The 18,353-nt window shown below is 61.1% G+C and carries 17 protein-coding genes and 1 pseudogene; 6 read left to right on the forward strand and 12 right to left on the reverse strand.

Annotation, left to right across the window (positions count from 1 at the left end; genetic code table 11):
• Nucleotides 1-66 precede the first annotated feature (66 nt).
• A complete protein-coding gene (locus H8A95_RS02235; protein ID WP_163150672.1) occupies nt 67-1,110 on the forward strand; it encodes an SPFH domain-containing protein in 1,044 nt (347 codons plus the stop codon).
• Nucleotides 1,094-2,029 carry a diacylglycerol kinase catalytic domain-containing protein gene (locus tag H8A95_RS02240; RefSeq protein ID WP_229181593.1) on the forward strand — a complete coding sequence of 312 codons (936 nt, stop codon included), beginning with the start codon at nt 1,094-1,096 and terminating at the stop codon, nt 2,027-2,029. Before H8A95_RS02235 ends, H8A95_RS02240 begins: the two co-directional genes overlap by 17 nt.
• A 233-nt stretch (nt 2,030-2,262) precedes the next feature.
• Here H8A95_RS02240 and plsY read toward each other — a convergent pair whose 3' ends face one another.
• The 3 genes from plsY to H8A95_RS02255 all read right to left on the reverse strand — a co-directional run bounded on the left by plsY (nt 2,263) and on the right by H8A95_RS02255 (nt 4,038).
• Nucleotides 2,263-2,952 carry a glycerol-3-phosphate 1-O-acyltransferase PlsY gene (plsY, locus tag H8A95_RS02245; protein WP_229181594.1) on the reverse strand — a complete coding sequence of 230 codons (690 nt, stop codon included), beginning with the start codon at nt 2,950-2,952 and terminating at the stop codon, nt 2,263-2,265.
• A gap of 24 nt (nt 2,953-2,976) precedes the next feature.
• Entirely contained in the window at nt 2,977-3,429 is a 453-nt protein-coding gene (locus H8A95_RS02250) for a cupin domain-containing protein (protein WP_229181595.1), read from the reverse strand.
• A gap of 93 nt (nt 3,430-3,522) precedes the next feature.
• Entirely contained in the window at nt 3,523-4,038 is a 516-nt protein-coding gene (locus H8A95_RS02255; protein ID WP_229181596.1) for a GNAT family N-acetyltransferase, read from the reverse strand.
• 249 nt (nt 4,039-4,287) lie between these two features.
• Between H8A95_RS02255 and H8A95_RS02260 the strand changes: the two genes are divergently transcribed.
• On the forward strand, nt 4,288-4,722 hold the full coding sequence (locus H8A95_RS02260; protein WP_229181597.1) for a hypothetical protein: 435 nt from the start codon (nt 4,288-4,290) through the stop codon (nt 4,720-4,722).
• 36 nt (nt 4,723-4,758) lie between these two features.
• Here H8A95_RS02260 and H8A95_RS02265 read toward each other — a convergent pair whose 3' ends face one another.
• Both H8A95_RS02265 and H8A95_RS02270 read right to left on the reverse strand, forming a co-directional pair.
• Nucleotides 4,759-5,262 (reverse strand): hypothetical protein, encoded by a 504-nt coding sequence (locus H8A95_RS02265; protein WP_229181598.1) that lies wholly within the window; start codon nt 5,260-5,262, stop codon nt 4,759-4,761.
• A gap of 38 nt (nt 5,263-5,300) precedes the next feature.
• Nucleotides 5,301-5,672: a hypothetical protein gene (locus H8A95_RS02270; RefSeq protein ID WP_229181599.1), complete on the reverse strand. Its 372-nt coding sequence runs from the start codon at nt 5,670-5,672 to the stop codon at nt 5,301-5,303.
• A 460-nt stretch (nt 5,673-6,132) separates the two neighbouring features.
• On the opposite strand from H8A95_RS02270, the gene H8A95_RS02275 reads away from it, so the two are divergent.
• Nucleotides 6,133-6,438, forward strand: a complete 306-nt coding sequence (locus H8A95_RS02275) for a hypothetical protein (protein ID WP_229181600.1) — start codon at nt 6,133-6,135, stop codon at nt 6,436-6,438.
• 15 nt (nt 6,439-6,453) lie between these two features.
• Here the strand turns inward: H8A95_RS02275 and H8A95_RS02280 are convergent, their stop codons facing one another.
• The 6 genes from H8A95_RS02280 to H8A95_RS02305 all read right to left on the reverse strand — a co-directional run bounded on the left by H8A95_RS02280 (nt 6,454) and on the right by H8A95_RS02305 (nt 13,854).
• The gene (locus H8A95_RS02280; RefSeq protein WP_229181601.1) at nt 6,454-6,636 is read right to left on the reverse strand and encodes a hypothetical protein; all 183 of its coding nucleotides are present in this window, start codon (nt 6,634-6,636) and stop codon (nt 6,454-6,456) included.
• 946 nt (nt 6,637-7,582) lie between these two features.
• Nucleotides 7,583-8,752 carry an acyl-CoA dehydrogenase family protein gene (locus H8A95_RS02285; RefSeq protein WP_229181602.1) on the reverse strand — a complete coding sequence of 390 codons (1,170 nt, stop codon included), beginning with the start codon at nt 8,750-8,752 and terminating at the stop codon, nt 7,583-7,585.
• A gap of 87 nt (nt 8,753-8,839) precedes the next feature.
• Nucleotides 8,840-10,816 carry a non-ribosomal peptide synthetase gene (locus tag H8A95_RS02290; RefSeq protein WP_229181603.1) on the reverse strand — a complete coding sequence of 659 codons (1,977 nt, stop codon included), beginning with the start codon at nt 10,814-10,816 and terminating at the stop codon, nt 8,840-8,842.
• Nucleotides 10,817-10,857: 41 nt separating this feature from the next.
• Nucleotides 10,858-11,859, reverse strand: a complete 1,002-nt coding sequence (locus H8A95_RS02295) for a thioesterase domain-containing protein (protein ID WP_229181604.1) — start codon at nt 11,857-11,859, stop codon at nt 10,858-10,860.
• A gap of 149 nt (nt 11,860-12,008) precedes the next feature.
• A complete protein-coding gene (locus H8A95_RS02300) occupies nt 12,009-12,860 on the reverse strand; it encodes a 4'-phosphopantetheinyl transferase family protein (RefSeq protein ID WP_229181605.1) in 852 nt (283 codons plus the stop codon).
• 340 nt (nt 12,861-13,200) lie between these two features.
• The gene (locus tag H8A95_RS02305) at nt 13,201-13,854 is read right to left on the reverse strand and encodes a LuxR C-terminal-related transcriptional regulator (RefSeq protein ID WP_229181606.1); all 654 of its coding nucleotides are present in this window, start codon (nt 13,852-13,854) and stop codon (nt 13,201-13,203) included.
• A 466-nt stretch (nt 13,855-14,320) separates the two neighbouring features.
• On the opposite strand from H8A95_RS02305, the gene H8A95_RS02310 reads away from it, so the two are divergent.
• Both H8A95_RS02310 and galE read left to right on the forward strand, forming a co-directional pair.
• Complete coding sequence (locus H8A95_RS02310) at nt 14,321-15,241, forward strand: LuxR C-terminal-related transcriptional regulator (protein WP_229181607.1); 921 nt, start codon at nt 14,321-14,323, stop codon at nt 15,239-15,241.
• Between the two features lie 221 nt (nt 15,242-15,462).
• Nucleotides 15,463-16,473: a UDP-glucose 4-epimerase GalE gene (gene galE / locus H8A95_RS02315; RefSeq protein ID WP_229181608.1), complete on the forward strand. Its 1,011-nt coding sequence runs from the start codon at nt 15,463-15,465 to the stop codon at nt 16,471-16,473.
• A gap of 1,225 nt (nt 16,474-17,698) precedes the next feature.
• Here galE and H8A95_RS02320 read toward each other — a convergent pair.
• Nucleotides 17,699-18,353: pseudogene (locus H8A95_RS02320) on the reverse strand (hypothetical protein); the annotation flags it as partial.

Consider the following 18,353-nt stretch of genomic DNA (forward strand, 5'->3'; position numbering starts at 1 on the left):
ACATACTTAGTTGTACAGTCAAACTAACTTAGTTGTCCAGACACACTTATCTAGGAGTGCAACGCCATGTTCGGTCTCCGCTTCATCAAGGCCCAGCCGACCACCTATCTCATGAAATACCGCCGCGGTGCGGTGACCCAGCAAGGCGCCGGCCTGTCCGGCTTCTACTACGGGCCGGTCACCTCGCTGGTCGCGGTGCCGATCGGCAGCCGCGACGCCGCCTTCATCTTCCAGCAGATCGCACGCGACTTTCAGGCGCTGACCATTCAGGGCCATGTCACCTACCGGATCAGCGAGCCGCAGAAGGCCGCCGCGATGCTCAACTTCACGCTCAAGGCCGACGGCAAGACCTACGAATCCGACGATCCGGAAAAGCTGCCGCAGCGGATCCTGGCGACCGTCGAGGTGCTGGCGCAGCAGGCGGTCAAGGAACTCACCCTGAAGGAAGCGCTGCAGGCCGCCGACCGCATCGCCGGCCTGATCGAGAGCGGACTGCGCGGCCGCGCCGATATCGCCTCCCTCGGCCTCGAAGTCCTCGGCGTCTCGATCCGCGGCGTGAAGCCGACACCGGATACCGCCAAGGCGCTGGAGGCCGAAGCGCGCGAGGCGATCCTCAAGAGCGCGGACGAGGCCATCTTCGCACGGCGCAACTTTGCGGTGGAGCAGGAACGCGCCATCCGCGAGAGCGAACTCGACACCGAGATCGCGGTCGAGCAGAAGAAGCGTTCGATCCGGGAGACCCAGATGGACGCCGAAGCCAGCGTCGCGGCCAAGCAGGCCGAGCTGCGCGAGGCCGGCATGGTCGCCGACATCACGCTGGAGAGCAGGCGCAAGGATTTCGTCGGCCTCAACGCCGAAAACACCCGCACACTGGCGGATGCCGAGGCCTATCGGGTCGGTGCGCTGATGAAGATCTTCGAGGGCGTCGACACCCGCGTGATCCAGGCGCTGGCCTCAGCCGGCATGCAGCCGGGACAGCTGATCGCGCAGGCCTTCAGCGGCATCGCAGAGAAGGCCGAGAAGATCGGCCAGCTCAACGTCTCGCCCGATCTGCTCAACACGCTGCTGGACAAGCCCGCAGTGGAGGCTCCCCGTGCCCGCCGACAATGACCGCAAGATCGTCCTCGTCACCCGCAAGACGCGGCTCGAGGAGCTGATCGCAAAATACCTGACGGCGGCGCAGGCCCGGTTCTATGTCGAGCACCTCGGCGCCGACTTCTCCGACTACCAGCGCGAGCACGATGTCTACCAGGCCGAGCGCCGCGTCACCGTGCAGGCGCTGGAGCAATGGGGTCGCTACCAGATCATCGACCGGAGCTTCTTGCCGAACTTCATCTTCGGCCCGTCCGATATCGTGGTGGCGCTCGGCCAGGACGGCGTGGTCGCCAACACGATGAAATATCTCGACGGCCATCCGCTGATCGGCGTCAATCCGGATGCCAAGCGCTACGACGGCATCCTGCTGCCCTTCGTGCCGCGCGACATCCCTGCCCTGCTGCGCGAAGTCGCCGCCGAAAGGCGGGGCCACAAGGCGGTGACGATGGCCAAGGCCGAGCTGACCAACGGCCAGACGCTGTACGCGGTCAACGACCTCTTCATCGGCGCGCGCACGCACACGTCGGCCGTCTACGAGATCGCGCTCGCCGAGCAGAAAGAGCGACAGTCGTCGAGCGGCCTAATCGTGGCGACCGGCCTCGGTTCGACCGCCTGGTTCAAGAGCATCGTCACCGGATCGCACGCAATCGCCGGCGCCTTCGGGAGCGGTGGCGACAGCCCGCCCTATCTGCCGCAAGCCTGGGACGCCGGCGCGCTGCGCTTTGCCGTGCGCGAGCCGTTTCCGAGCCGCACCTCGCAGGTGACGCTTGTCTGCGGCAGCCTCGAGCGCGCCCAGCACCTCAACGTGCGCTCGTTGATGCCGGAGAACGGCGTTATCTTCTCTGACGGTATCGAGGCCGATCGGCTCGATTTCAATTCGGGGACCGAAGCGCAGATCACGGTCGCGGAGCGCGAAGGACGGCTGGTGGTGTGACGCCACCGCGAGCGTAGCGCAGTCACTCCGGAACAGGATGCCGCTTGGCCAGCTGGTCGAGCGAGAGGTCGGCTTCCCGATCGGTCAGGGAAAAAACGGACGATCACGTCCTGACGGCCAAGCTGTCCCACGAGCCCGTCCGACGACCATTTCTGCGGCTCTGGTCCACGCAGACCTTCGACCCAAACGAAATACCACTGCGTCATGGCAAGCGTCCGATGATCGGCATGGGTTCAAGATTGGCGCTTCACCGCGGCATCCGCAATGGCTGATTGCCCAAGGCGCGGTTCCGTCCCCGCCAGCAGCCGCTGAATGTTGGCGCGGTGGCGCGCGATCACGTAGATGCCGCCTGCAATCACCAGTAACCGGTAGGGCAACGGCTGCTCCAAGCCGCAGATAAGGGCGATCGCCGTCAACGCCGCGAACATCGAACCAAGCGAGACAATCCGGAAGATTGCCAGCGTCGCAGCAAAGATGGCCGCAGCGCCCAACGCCACTGGCCAGGACAACGCCAGCAACACGCCGAGCCCGGTGGCTGCCGATTTTCCGCCTGAAAAATTCAGCCAGACCGAGCGGCCATGCCCCAGCAGCGCAGCCAGTCCGGCCAGGCCGACCGCCCAGGGCAGCCAGATTTGCAGGTCCCCCCCCGCCGGCGGCGCGAAGGACGGCCATGTCGTGAGTCGGGGATAAAACCAATCGGCAAAGACAATCGCGCCCGCACCTTTCAGCACATCGATCAGGAGAACCACCAATGCAGGCCATTTGCCCAAGGTCCGCAACACGTTGGTTGCGCCGGTGGATCTGGAGCCATGCTCCCTGATGTCGATGCCCCTGAGCAGTTTGCCCGCCAGATAGCCTGTCGGCGTCGAACCGAGGAGGTAAGCGATCGCCAATCCCGCAACACTCGCGATCCAGAACATCACGGCATCCACCTCGACGCGCTCATGTCAGTACGGCCTGCCGTCCTTGTGCAGAAAGCGACCATCGGAGCTCGGACTCATCATGTCGATGTCCGAGCACGTGATGACATCGGCGCGCGAGCGCGAGCCGACCTCGAGATAGGTGGCCGTCATCTGCGACCTGTTGATCATATGATGCCCGTTGCCGGAGTTTTTCGCAAACGTCGCGCAGTCGCCGGCGCGCAGCACCGCCTCGCCGCCGTCCTCCACCAGCACCACCTCGCCTGCGAGTACATAAACGAATTCGTCCTCGTCCGAATGCCAGTGGCGCTGGCTCGACCAATTGCCGGGCGGCAGCCGCATCAGATTGACGCCGAAGTCGACGAGCCCGCCGGCATCGCCAACACGCTGCCGCACCCGCTCGGCGCATGGCGCGGCGAACTCGGCCGGATAGCCGGTCCCCTTGCGTTCCGGCACCCTTGTCAGGTCGATCTTCGGCATGGCAGTTTCCCCGGGCGACGGCAGCAAGCGAATGTGCGAATGGATGCGCCTATCGTACTGGAATGCCGGAATTGTGTCGCCATATCGCGCGCGTCAGCCGCGCCCGACCAGATCCTTCGCCATCAGGATGTCGTCATAGTAGCGGCCGTCGATCTTCAGCGCGTGCTGCTCCAGCCCATACGCGACAAAGCCCATGCTCTCGTAGAGCCGAACGGCAGGCTCGTTGCCCTTCACGACGATGAGTTGCACCAGCTCGACCGATTGCGCGGCGAGCTCGAGCGCGGCTTCGACCAGAAGGCGGCCGACACCGCCGCGCCGGGCCGCCTGGCGCACATACATGCCGACCAGCGCGCCCTTGTGCTGCCGCTTCGGCCCATCGGCCGCGACGAAGCCGACGATGCCGGCGAGTTCGCCACCCCGGAACGCTCCGAGCATCACAGCGCCACGTGCGAGCCTCTCCGCAAACCAGGCGACGGGATGGGCGCTTTCCGTCTCATACGCACTGCCGAATGCCTCAGGGCTCAAGCGCAGCGCCTCGAGGCGGATGTCGCGATAGAGCGCAGCGTCCGCAGGGCTCAGGCGCCTGATCATGACAGGGGATGCGATCATTGGGTCTCTTTCGGTCAGGACAAGCCGTACACGACGAATAATGGGTGCCGCGCCGTTCGTCACTCCCAATGGAGGTTCCCCGGACCAAACCCTATGACCCGCACAGGACCTCCGCCATGCCCCCGATCGTCAAGAGGAAGCGTAGAAAATTTGCCGCAGTCGTCTCACAACAATTGCCTGAAGATCTGATGCGAGCGACGGCAACCCCGACCAGATGCGACCGACCGTGCGGAACAGGCGGAGACGGCAATGAACAATCCGGAAGACAGCTGCCGCGACAGCGTCCAGGCCATCGTCGATTGCGTTTCTGACGTGATGGACGGCGATTGGGGCGACCGGGACTGGGAGCAGATCGTGGTGAATTACGAAACGCTGCTTCATGTGCCAGACGAGGCCACCAGCGCGATTGCGTTCTCCGTCGCGCGCCGAAGGGACGGTCGTCATGAATGTGTCGACTTTCGCCTGTCCGATGCAGCAGAAGACGGCCTCGAACGCGTCAAGCGCGATATGCATGCCCAGAGCGGGACATACTGGACGACCTGCACTGTCACGATCGAGCGCGACGGACGTTACCGGTTCGACTATGGATACGGTGCTCCCTACCGCCTGTCGGGAAACGTCGACGACCGACGCTTTGCGGACTACCTGAAACGCTATCTTGCGGAGAAGAACGGGCGGCAGTGACTGCCAGTTCAGGAGCGTTGCGTCGCCGATACCGCGCTACTGACCCGGCACGACATTGACGTAGGCGTCGCCGCAATAGTGGTCCGGTTGGCTGCAATTGGCGAAGCGTTCTTCCACCACAAGCAAATAGGCGTTGTAGGCCCGGTCGGCGGGCGGCTCAAACCGCAGCTGAAGCTGGAGATCGTCGAACGATTGATTGGGCCCCAGCACGTCCGCCCCACCGGAGAGGTCCCGCGCATAGATCTCGGCCGTCTTGTATCCCTGAATATTCGGGCTGTTGCCTGCCTTCGGAGCCCGTGCCGCCCACAGCGAGATCCGGAGCGACCCCGAGGGCATGGTGCCCTGATTGTAGATGCTCTTGATGGAGAGGTCCGCATGTCCGGAGCCGAGCTTCAGTGACACCGCACCCTGAAAATCGATCTTCGAGTCGAGGATCGTCACCGCGCGCACGTCGGCCGGAGCCACCGTTAGCACTACTCCAATAAATGCGGCCGACAAGGCGTACCCGAGCTGCGCTTTTCGTTTCATGGCGACTGCCATCTTTTGCTCACCGCAATCTCCGGGACATCATGCGGGGCTCAGCAAGTCCGGTCCGCCGAGAGCTTGTCGCACCATTCGAACGTGGTCTGGAGGTCGGTGGCGGAGAGCACCGTATGGCCGCGATTTCGCTCGTAGCCCATCGCCGGCCGGCCGTTCAGTTCGCCCGACCACCAGGCTCCGGCATTTCTGCCGAAGAAGCTGACTGCGATGCTTCCGAACGAAAATCGAAGGTCATGCTGCCCATCCGCCGCAACAGTATCGCTGACGCTGCATGGCTTCGGCTGCGCCGCGTCGAGCGCACAGAAGCCGGACCACGTCAGCGGCCCTTGCGCCGAGCTGCCGGCAGTCCCGGCTAGACTTGCGATCGCTGCGATCAATCCGGCCGTGATGCCCCGCACCGTTCGAGCCATTCTCTCGCCTCTTCCATTCCCGCGCCCGTCGTGGCGGTCAAAAATATGCGTCTCGTTGGGGCGGAATTGTGTTGCGGCTTGCCGCGTCGTCGATCGAGCTCATTCCTGCCGAGGGCCGGACCGGGTCTCAAGCCGCAGCGGGCCGTCCGTCCGCAGTGTGACGGTGCTAACATTCGAGCGCGCCACCAAAGCAGCATTCGGCGCAGCTTTATCCCTCGCGTGAAAACGCCTCCGGTTCACGGGGACGTGCCGAAATCCATGTTGGGAGCTCAGATCAAGACCACGCAGCGAGGAGTCCTGGTCAGCCGCCTGGTCCGGACTGTGAGACGGCGAGCGTCGCAAGAATCGTCCGGTTGCTGATCTCGAGCTTACGGAAGATGTGATGCAAATGAACCTTGATGGTGCCGTCGGCCAACCTTGATCGACCGGCCTCGGTTCGACCGCCTGGTTCAGGAGCATCGTGACCGGATCGCTCGCGATCGCCGGCGCCTTCGGGAGCGGCAGCGACAGCCCGCCCTATCTGCCGCAAGCCTGGGACGGCGGCGCGCTGCGCTTTGCCGTGCGCGAGCCGTTTCCGAGCCGCACCTCGCAGGCGACGCTCGTCTGCGGCAACCTCGAGCGCGCCCAGCACCTCAACGTGCGCTCGCTGATGCCGGAGAACGGCGTCATCTTCTCTGACGGCATCGAGGCCGACCGGCTCGATTTCAATTCAGGGACCGAAGCGCAGATCACGGTCGCGGAGCGCGAAGGACAGCTAGTGGTGTGACACCACAGTGCCGGTTCACTCCGGGATCGGATGCAGCCGGGCCAACTGATCGAGCGACAACCTTGCCTCGCGATCGCTCAAGGGAAAACGGACAATGATGTCCTGACGCGCCACCTGCCCCCACAGCGCGTCCGACGACCATTTCTGCGGCTCAGGCCCGCGCGGACCGTCGATCCAGATGAAATACCATTCCGCCATGGCGGCCCGCTCCCTTGCCGCAAGACTGGTCCTTCGCCAGCCAATCCGCAACGCCCGAATTCGCGCCGCCGATCTTGTGGTTTGGAGAATGATAGAGTTGGACGCGCGAACAGCGTCCTGGGAGGGGCGCCGCTTCTGCTTTTCCGACAAGCACCGCTACGAAGCAATGCTGAAATTCGTTGCCTCACATCCAAAGTCGGCGCCGTTCAGCAGCGCTCGACGATCGCCCAGCAGTGCGAAAAGAGGGCCATCAGCGTGGAGGCCGAAGTCAGTCATACCTCACGCCATCTTACACCACACGGCCTGCAAACTTTCTGCTCAGACGTATTACTTAGAAAGACCCTAGGCACACTCTGAGCGGAAGCCGTATTTTCCTTCCCTTATCCGGGACCTGGCCGCCAGCTCGGTTAACCTGGCAGAGCTTCGTTTTCGCACTTTGACCCCATCTCCGAGGTCACTACATGACTCAAGGCCACATCTGGTACGTCTCCTTTGTTGATCAACGCGACGCTCCACCCGATAGGCATGCGCGAAGGACTGCGACGTTCGAATCCGAACTGGAAGCAAAGCAGTTCACGAGGACGCTGACGCAGGACCGGAGAGTCACGGGCCTTTCGGCCGGAACGATCAACCCGTACCAGCCAAAACGCGTCGTCGGATCTAGAGAAATCGGCCGATGGCTCGGCGACATTTAGTACCGCCATGCCGCATGGCCGCAATTCCCGCGACGGCTTGAGCAAATGACAGCAGGTGATGGCCGGTAGAAAAACTCGGTTCGAACGGTTCAGCTCCGCAGGACGGCCTGTAGCGCAGCGACTGATGCGACCGGACAGGTAAGATAGCGAGCATTCCACGTCGAGGGATTGGCTTGAACCGTTCGGCTGGCCATGTCGCCAATTATAGAAACCCCGGCGTTGGTCTAAAAATGTCGCTCTTCGCCTTAGGCTCACGACATTGACGCGACAACCTCCAGCATCACCTCCGTCGCGCCGCCGGCAATGGAGAGGACGCGGGCGTCGCGCGATATGCGCTCAATCGGACTTTCCCGCATGACTCCCATGGCACCGTGGAACTGGACGCACGCATACACCACCTCGTTGACGAGTTCGCCGCAGATGGCCTTCAACATCGAGATCTCGCGCATGCAGTCATCGTCCGCCGCCATGCGCCAAGCGGTGGCATAGAGAAAGGCGCGGCTTGCCTCCACCCTCGCAGAAAGCATCGCGAGTCGTTGACGGATCGCCTGCATGTCCCAAAGGACGCCTTCGAATGCGCGGCGCGTTTTCACGTAAGTGAGGGTCATATCGATCGCCGCCTCGGCCATCCCGATAGCCATGGCGGCGAGGACAAGGCGCTCGTTCTGCAAGTTGCGCATGATGGAGTAGAAACCCTGTCCTTCCGCGCCGAGCACATTCTCGGCAGGAATGCGGCAACCATCGAAGACGAGCTCGGCCGTATCGGAGGAGCGCCAGCCGAGCTTGTCCAGCTCGCGAGCCACGCTGAAGCCCGGCGTGCCCTTCTCGACGAGGAACATCGTGATCCCGTTGCTCCCTGCCGCGGGATCGGTCTTGGCCGCAACACAATACAGATCCGCGCAGACGCCGTTCGTGATGTATAGTTTCGTACCATCGAGCACATAGGAGTCGCCGTCTCGGCGCGCGCGCGTGCGGATGGCCTTCACGTCCGAGCCCGCGTCCGGCTCAGTGATGGCGATCGCAGTGATCACCTCTCCGCTCACAATGCCGGGCATCCAACGAGCCCGTTGGGATTTGGTCCCGTCGTGAAAGACATAACTGGAAGCCATCTCGGCATTGACCAGCATTGCATCTGCGGCGCCACCATAGGTGGAACGACCGAGCTCCTCCGCGAAGACCGTCGACGCGACTGCGTCCATCTCGGCACCACCGAACTCGGCCGGATAGCGGATACCGAAGAAGCCAAGTTCGCCCATGCGACGCAGGACCGGACGCGGAATCCCCCCTTCCTCCTCCCAGCGATCTGCACAGGGCTTGATTTCCTCCTCGACAAAGCGACGGACCTGGTCCCGCAAGAGCTCATATTCCGCCGCCGCCCAAGGCAGCTCCTGCCCTTGCTCCGGTACCCAAGCTTTATCCATCATCTTCGTCCGTTCTATGAGTCCAACACTCGAGGTCCAGACCGTACCGGCGCCCCGAGAACAACCACTTGCGGCCCTTCCGATAGACTAGAGTTCGAGTTCTTCTCGCGGTCCGCCCGAGAGTGGCGCAGCTTTGGAATCGGCCACCCAGCGCATCCCGTCGATCACTTCCGCCAATTCGGCCACGGTCGGACGCTCGAACAGGTTACGAAGCTGCACGTCGACGCCGAAGATCTTTCGCATGCGCGCCACTGCTCTCACGACCAGGAGCGACTCCCCGCCAAGGTCGAAGAAGTTGTCGCGACGTCCGATCGACTTGACCTTGAGGAGATTGCACCAGAGGGCGGCCAAAGCCTTCTCGGTCTCGGTTGACGGAGCGGCGAACTCGTGAGCCGGCTGAATGCTGTCCGCGGTCGGCTCGGGAAGCGAGGCGCGGTCGATCTTGCCGTTGGACGTGAGCGGCATCCGTTCGAGGCAGACATAGTGCGCCGGAATCATGGACTCCAGGAGTTCTTCGGCGAGGTGAGCGCGTAGCTCCGCCACGGTCAGAGGTTTCGAGGAGACATAGTAGGCTACGAGCCGCGTGATTGCGCCTTCTTCAGCATTTCCCACAGGAATGGGAATAGCTACGACAGCGCATTCCTGAACGTGGGGCTGCTTGAGAAGCCGCGCTTCGATCTCGCCCAGCTCGATACGCGTGCCGCCAACCTTCACCTGATGATCCGCGCGGCCGAGAAATTCCAGGCGCCCTTCCGAGCTCCAGCGGGCAAGATCGCCAGTCTTGTACAGCCGCAGCCTCGAAAAGCCATCTCGAGGATCTGTAGCCGTGCGGAAACGCTCTTCGGTCAGGTCCGGGCGATTAAAATAACCTCTCGCAAGACCATCGCCTGCGATGAACATCTCGCCGATGACGTTGGGGCCGGTCGGCTGATATTCCTTGCTGAGGACGTAAATTCCCGCATTGGCGGCCGGAACGCCAATCGGCACCGATGCAGAGCGATCCTGCTCTACGTCAAACCGATGAATCATGCAGCCCACTGTGGCTTCGGTTGGTCCGTACTCGTTGTAGATCTCGACAGGATGAGGGATGGCTTTCGTGATGTCGCGGGCCAACTCGGTCTTGAAGTCCTCCCCGCCTACAATGAACTTGCGCAATCTCGTGGCCTCAAGATTGCGGTCGCGGATCATCGCGAGATGCGCCGGTGTCAGCTTCATGATATCGACGGCATTGTCGTCGACCACCTTGAGCACGACCATGTTCTTCACCCCCGGATCACCAAGATAGACCACGATCCGGCCGCCCGTGATGAGTGGCGCGAAGAGCGTTGTGACGGTCAGGTCGAACGCAAGAGACGAGAAGAGTGGCCATGCGAGCGGCTGGCCGGAACTGTACACCCGCGCGGCCCACCAGATGTAGTTCACGAGGCTGCGATGCTCGATCTCGACGCCCTTGGGAGTGCCGGTCGAGCCTGAAGTGAAGATGATGTAGGCGACGCCGTTCGACTTGGCGGCGGACGGTCGGGCCGATTTCGGCTGATTCAGAATCGAGCCGAAATCGGCATCGAGCACGAAGATGTCGGCAAGGTCCGGCGCTATGGCGGATCGCAGACGCGCCTGAGTGATCGCCACCGGCGTCTGCCCACCCGTCCCGTCGGAAATGTCTTTCAGGATCGTAGCAATGCGCCCTTTCGGCGTCGCCGCATCAATCGGCACATAGGCTGCGCCAGCCTTGAGAACACCCAGGATTGCGACAACGACTTCGATGGAGTGTTCCATGAAGACAACGATGATCCGCCCTGAGCCCACGCCCTTTGAGCCCAGATGCGCGGCCATCTGGTTGGAGCGTTCGTCGAGCTGCCGGTATGTCAGCATTGCATCGCCAAAGCGGATAGCTTCAGCGTCAGGACTGAGCATCACCTGATCATGGAAGAGATCGATGATCGTCCTGTCCGATGGGTAATGCGCCGACGTGGCGTTGTAATCGACGACCAGCGCCCGATGATCGGCATCTTGCAGCAGAGGAAGCGCCACGCTCTCCGCCACGATAGGTCGGACTTCATTCATGAAATGCGCTCCCATCCGGTAAGTTTAAAAATCGAATCACGTCAATCTCCGAGTTTCTCGGTTGCCCGGCGATACAGCTCCGCGACGGCAGGTGCGTCAGGCTCTTCCAGCATGGAGGCTTCGTCGCAGTCGTCGGGGCCGAAATAGAATTCGGCATCGGGCGCCACGAGCCGCCATCGATGAGGTGCTGCGCCCGATCGCAGCCAGGCCTTGTTCGGAAGGAATATGCACACACGGCCCGAATACGGAGTCGGAGTGTACCGCCGAAATGCCGCCATCGCCGTGGATTTGAGCAGAGCTCTGCTGGCTAGCACCGGGTCCGTCGTGACAGGCTCCTTGCGAACGAGCGGCATCAAGGCGCGCTCGCGAAGGCGACTGCCGAAATATCGAAGGCGAGCGCCAAAGGTCGGCAACTTCGCCACCGATCGCCGGACCGATCGGATCGTCCCCCAGGCAGTGAAGTACAGCAGACGCAGCAATTCCTGATGGGTGGTGGGGTGAAGAGGACCAAAGAGAGCGACGCACGGAACGTCTGCTCCGCGTCTTGTGAGAATTTTGGCCAGTTCGAAAGCTGTTGGACCGCCGGAGCAGTATCCAGCGATGACGTACGGACCGACCGGCTGATACTGAACGATCTGGCGAGCGAAGTACTCTGCGATATCTTCGACGCGGTCCATCGGCGTGCTCTGCCCGTCGAAGCCAGGCGGTTGAAGCGCGTAGAACGGTTGATCGCCGCCCAGGTGCTTCGACAGGTCCGAGAATGAGAAGGGTGCTCCGACATGCCCCGGTACAGCGAAAATGGGTGTGCGTGTTCCGCGCGACTGCAAGGGAATGATCGCAGGCTGTTGCGTGGCCGCGGCGGTGGCCATGTTCAGAAAGGCAATGATCTCACCTTTCCGTCCCTGCAATTGATCGCGCAGCTCCGTCGTCATCGCACCCGCCGGTGCGCTGCAACGCAGCCGGTCGCCCTCGACCCAGACCTTGATGTCCTTGACCGCGAGGTCTGCAAGCAGCTCCGAAAACTGCGTCACGCGCGCGTGCATAGGCTATTCCCATGCTCCCTACTGCGACCGCGAGGTATCTCGAACAGGCGCGGTTTCGATTGAAGTTCGGTGCTTTCCAACAAATTGGCCGAGTTCCTCGCTATCCTCAGTGAAGATTACATCGCGGAAACTCCAGTCCAGACGACCATTCATTTCCGAACAACCACGCACCCGAGATACCCCGTTTTAGGTACGAAACTTCGGACAACCCAATCCTTGTCATCCGAAGAGCTGGGGTGTCCCAAGCCGCATCCCAGGCCCTTGGAGATAGCCTCCAGCCGGGTCCAACGCCGGAAGAAGCCTTCCAGCCGGTCGTCCGGACCGAGGGCGGCATAGGATTCGTAGTCGGAGGCGGAGAAGCACAGCGCGGCGATCTCGTCCGCTTCGGGCACGGGAAGCACTGCCTCGATATCCACTCCGACCTCTCGCCCGGTCGAGAGCGCGATGACTGCCACGTCTCCGGATCGAGAGACGCTGAAGCGCAAATCGCGCGAAGGCATTCGGTGTGAGAGGCGAGGTTTGCCCAACCGTCCATATTCCAGTTCGACGTCGGACGGCGAGATTCCCAGTCTGGAAGCGAGGATCTGGCGCAGCTGTCCACGGCAAGCAATAAAGCGACGGCGGTCCCGCTCCGACTTCAGCCCTTCAGCGCGACTACGCTCCGCTCCGTTGAGGAAGGCGCCCATGCCGCGAATGATGTCCTGCTTCACATCGAGCATGCATGCGAGAACCTCCAAGCAATCATTCTCGAGAACCGGCACCATGATCCCGGCCCTCAGTTCAATTCCTTTATCGAGGAGGCTCGAAAAGGACGCTGGCTCGACGAGAGCCCGACTGACGTCGAATTCGGCGAACTGCAGCGATCGAGGCCCCGAGCGGGCCGAGGCAACATGAAAACTGGCAACATGAAAATTCTGGCTCAAAGCCACCGCGCCACGACCATCGGTCCCGCCCGCGCCAGAAAGTCGGGTAAGGTCGAACTCAGGCCAGTCAAGCGTCATACGCGGATTCCGATCGCAGGAGCGCTCGTGCGCGCCGGAGCATTCCTTCTGGAGCGGCAGCTCCCGTTCACGCGGATTTCTTCGATTGAACAATCACGTAAGCGCGAAAACAAGGAGCTCTGATGGATATTTAGATGTATGGATGGGCTACATCAAAAGACCTAGAGGCCCCTGACGTTCGCACGCTTTGGCTTCCTGCCTAACTGTCGCGCTGACGGGTTCGCGCGCTGTCTCGATGACTGTCTGTCTTGGGCTGGTGGCTGCGCAAAGACTCATACAATCCCCGGCGCAGCCGAGCGCCAGGTCGGTTGATATCGTACTAAGTCAAAAAGCTTGCGTGCTAATCGGAAGGCAAGCCACTTTGCCCTGCGTATGAGACCGCGAGCGTAGCAAGAGCTGTCCTGTTGCCGATCTCGAGCTTGCGAAAGATGTGGTGGAGATGAACCTTGATGGTGCCGTCGGTTACCTTCAGACGACGGCCAATCTCCTTGTTTGACAATCCCTCCGATACCAGACGCATGATCTGACGCTCCCGGTCCGTCAGCACGGAAAGATGCTTCTCCGCGATCGCTGACTGCCCAGGAGAGATAGCCACTTCGCTCGAGGGCGCGGGCAGCATCCTTTGGCCGTCCGCGACTTGCCGCAATGTCTGGAGAAGAGTTTCGGGCTCCTCGTCGTGCAGGATAACGCCGGCAGCCCCCACTTCTGCCAACATGGTGAGGTCGCGATCCTCAACCGAGGTTGCGAGGAACACGAGCCGAACAGCAGGAGTCCGGGAATTTGCGATATCGAGCAATGCCCGCCCAAAAATGTCAGGCATCGATATGTCCAAAATGGCGATATCGGGAACGAGAGCGCGAATTGCATTGAAACTACTCGCACTATCGCTGCATCGAGCAGCAACGCTGAAATCACGTTCTGCTTCCAGAAGACAGTTCAGACCCAATAAAACAACGGGATATCTGCTAGCAATGACCACACGACTGAAATGCATTTTCGGCCAATCCTCAGTCCCCCAGTTCAAATCGGCACCCCAATATCGCTCCTAAGCTACTTCAATTTGAGGCATTCAAGTAAAATTTTGTCATCACGGCTAGGCCGAATTCCGCAAATTTACAACTTTAATTAGCACACAAGCATCGACGTCGCCCAGAGCGAGCGCTATCTGGCAAGTCTTCGGCGATCGCGCCCGTAGAACACCGGCCTGAATATTACGGGCGACATCCCAAACATGCCTATAACCAACGGCATATATGGATATTGGGGATTAGCATCTAATCTTAGTAAATCTTTTGACGCATGCTCAGGGCTTTTTTCGCCCCAAATTCCTGTCCAAGCGATCGGAATCTGAAGAAGCAATTTCAATGCGTCGCCGTTTTGGCTTGGCAAGCCATCCAAGAAACGAGTCGGGTTAAACCGATGAGCCTGTTTCATATTTTTGTAGCGTCCAGGAGAGTTCCATGAGACGACAATATTCTTTTTCTGTTGTGCTTGGCGGTGAAAACAGTCTTCGGAAAGAAGGTCTCGCCAGAATTCTAAATTCCGAAAATTTTCAAGTGTTAGCCTCAATGGCCGATGCCGATGGTTTGCCTGGCAAGGCCAATGTCGAAGGTGCTTCGGTTTGCCCGGCACTCTTCCTGATCGTTCATAGCGGCGATGATTTCGGCCCTACAATCGAGCAGATCGAGTGTTTCAAGCGCTGTCACGCGGATGGACGCATTGCTGTCGTCGCGGATCACTATCGACTGAGCGAGTTGACTGCTGCAATCCGAGCTGGCGCCACCGGCTATTTCATCGACGTGATGAACTGCGATGCGTTCATCAAGTCCATCGAGCTTGTCATGATGGGCGGAACTGTATTTCCGACCGACTTCTTGACGTCCGCTCTTGATGTCGAAAGGCGTGATGCGGACGGTGCCCCTGCACTCGTCGATGAAAGTCGTGGCGCTGCAGACGGTGAAAGTAGGCTTGCACAGCAGCTTTCGCCGCGAGAAATCTCAATCCTCCAGTGTCTGATCGAAGGCGATTCCAACAAGTGCATCGCGCGCAAGATCAATATCGCGGAAGCCACGGTGAAGGTTCACATCAAGGCGATCCTCCGCAAGATTCGTGTTCAAAACAGAACACAGGCGGCGATCTGGGGGCTGAACCATCGACCTACAGCTTGGCCGTCAAACGGGACAGCCTACCCGGCCGCTAGCGCAACCGAGCGCCCGCTCCCACTGAAGAGAGAACTTCCCAAGATGGCGAGGACAGGCCGGCCCGCACCACTCGGTGCAATCGACCATGCGGTGAACTACTTCGAAGTGCCTCTTACAAACGGCCACGCCCGCAAGGATATCGGTTCGAAGGCCGAGGGAGCGATCCGACTGCGAAAGTAGCCGAAATTGGTTCGGCCACCCACCGCGAAGCTTTCGGCCGGATATCTCGAGCTGGAGTTCGTGCCACATCAATGGATGCGGCACCCATCGATGTGGCGATCGGCACCATTGGTGCCGGCCGCCTTGATGTTGGTGCAAACGCTTGACGCGGGCGTTGCCAGGACAGCTGCAAATGCCTGGCGATCGTGCGCGTGCAGACGCGGAATGGAAATGGAATCAGAATGATCCTGTTGACCGGAGGCGCCGGCTATATCGGGTCACACATCGCGGTCGCCCTCCTCGACGCCGGGCTGGATGTCGTTGCGGTCGACAATCTTTGCAACAGCAATCGCGCATCGCTTGAGCGGGTACAGGCCATCTGCGGGCGGTCGCTCGTATTCCGTCATGTCGATATCTGCAACGAGGATGCGGTTTACGAGATCCTGCGCACCCACGGCGTGACCGCGGTAATTCACCTCGCCGGGCTCAAGGCGGTCGGCGAGTCCAGCGCTCAACCCATGACTTACTACCAAAACAACGTCGTGGGGACGATGCGGCTGGTGTCGGCGATGTCGCGTGCCGATGTGAAAACGCTGGTCTTTAGTTCCTCCGCAACGGTTTATGGAGTGCCCGCCTACCTGCCGCTGGACGAGAAGCATCCCGTAGGCCCAATAAATCCGTATGGCCGCACAAAGTATTTTGTCGAAGAGATATTGAGGGATCTCTATGGTTCCGACAGCGATTGGCGGATCGCCATCCTGCGCTACTTCAATCCCGTTGGCGCACACGAAAGCGGGCTCATCGGAGAAGACCCTCTCGGCGTACCCAACAATTTGTTGCCACTTGTGGCGCAAGTAGCCATCGGGCGACGCGAGAAGCTGCAGGTTTGGGGAAATGACTACGATACTCCGGATGGCACCGGCATTCGCGACTTCATTCATGTCGTCGATCTTGCATCCGGACATCTGAGCGCCTTAAGCGAGTTGAGACAACCCGGCGTCCTGACCATCAATCTCGGAACAGGAAGCGGCAGCAGCGTCCTGGAGGTGGTCAAGACATTCGAGACCGTGAGCGGCCGGCCAGTTCCGTACGTGATTGACCAACGCAGGGTCGGTGATGTCGCAATCTGCTACGCGGATCCGACGCTCGCCAAAAACCTGCTGGGCTGGACCTCAAAGCGATCACTCACACAGATGTGCACAGATCATTGGCGCTGGCAGATGCAGAACCCGAAAGGCTATCGCGGCGGCTAGATGGCGAGTGACGGCAGGACCCGAATAGTCGTCATCACGTCGCATCGCGTGCGGTCGTCGGGTGCTTGAGCTGCCGCTGTCAGACCGCCTATCAACCTCTCATTGTCGTCATCGTACGTCCTGCCCTCGGTGCCGACCACGGGAGTCTGGTCGCTGGCGCTCGAAGGCGATGGGCTCGCTCCAACCAGCCCTGCAAGAAGCGCCGATCCTCCGCCAGCCATGATCCGAGGCAGCGGTTCGGCCCAGATGGTCGGACTGCCCTAGCCTTCCTCCAGGGCGGTAACAGCGGCCTGGCAGGCCGGCTGTCTCCGCTCGGGGCGAGCAGCACCCCAGGGCGCCGCCGCTTGGTCCTGCTGAGCGTTCCCTTCCAGGGCTCTTCCTGGAGGCCTAGGACGGTTCGCCGCCGTTTGAGGAAACGTCGGCGTCGGTCGTGTCGAGGAACTGGCTCATCGTCTCCCTTACGGACGCAGCCAATGGCCACAAACAACGTTTCCGGCGGAATGTCTGTCCGGCGATAAACACGAGCCAGCGACCGCCGTAGGCGCGACTGCGCCATCTCAGAATTGGGCTACACCTGACCTCGCGATTTAGGCCAGACCTGTCGAGACGGTGGCCTCAGCCCTGATCAGCACCTCAACCTACGGTGACGTGTAGGTTCTCCGCATAGGCGAAATTAGTCGGCGCGACCGCTGCCGCGGATCATCCGCGCGTCGAGGCCAAAATGCCTCATTTTGAAGTCCGACGTGTTTCGATGACTTCGCAAACGACGCTGCACGACCACGCTGCGCCGGTGAAGCGATTGATGACTATTGCAGTGCTGAGGCCTGAACTCGACACCGAATAGACGCCGCCGCTCAGAAGCCCCGCGATTGCGATCGCGAGTGCGATTATAGCCAGCCGATCCACAGTCCCCTCCAGGGATGCTTCAGGTCAACAGCGAGGTTTGACTGCTTTCGGGAAGTTTTGCTGACCTAATATGCGGTACTCATTTTGGTAATCGAATATGCGCACTCGAGGGTGCCGAAGAACGAGGCAGGACGGCTGGGAAAAGCGCTTCACTTGCTGCGGGTCGTCGGCAAATGTCAAAGAAGATCGCGGGCGGCTCGAACACCGCGAGAGCGGGTCTCACATGCGAACCCGTCAGGCCAAAACGACGATCTGGCTGAGGTGCCACGCAGGAGAACCGGGCCTGGCGCAGATGAACCGCGCGCGGCCCGGCAATCCCTTAGCTCTGGGGCTTGGTCAGGAACGAGTTCTGTGTCCAAGCAGCGCCACTCATGGCTACACCGATCATACCGCCATCGGCCCGACCGGAGCTGCCGGCCAGATACTGGTTCAGCAGCGCAAAGTTGTTGCTGTCCTGAGACGCGGCGGCCGTACCCTGATCTCCCCACCAACCGGTCGTCTGCGGCGCGGCGGTTGCCAGCGTACTGGTGTTAAATCCGAAATACGAAAAATCCGCGCTCGGCTGGCTTGCAGTGGTTGCGCCGGTCGTTGGGGTCGACCAACCGGACGCCGACGTCGGCGCTAGTCCCATGGCTCCCATGGCTCCCATGGCGCCCATGGCGCTGGGGTCGCTCGTTGTCACAGTCGCCCCCGGGTTGACTGCCGCGGCCGCCGGCGAAGTGGTGTCCTGCGTTACAGCCGACGTGGCAACCGTGGTCGGGGTGGTGGTGGTTGGGGCGGTCGTGGTCGGCTGCGTCGACGTCGACGAGGTCGTCGCCGCCGACCCCGTCAACAGCGTCATGTTTCGGTAGTCGACCGCGACGGTCTCGGGCGCCGTCGACCGATAGACTCCGTATTCCCAATTGGTGGCCTGCCCATAACCCAGGGGGCCGCTGTAGTTCACGACCTGATTCCCGTTGATCGAGACCTTCAGA

Source organism: Bradyrhizobium oropedii, from assembly GCF_020889685.1.
In the GTDB taxonomy this organism is placed as follows: domain Bacteria; phylum Pseudomonadota; class Alphaproteobacteria; order Rhizobiales; family Xanthobacteraceae; genus Bradyrhizobium; species Bradyrhizobium oropedii.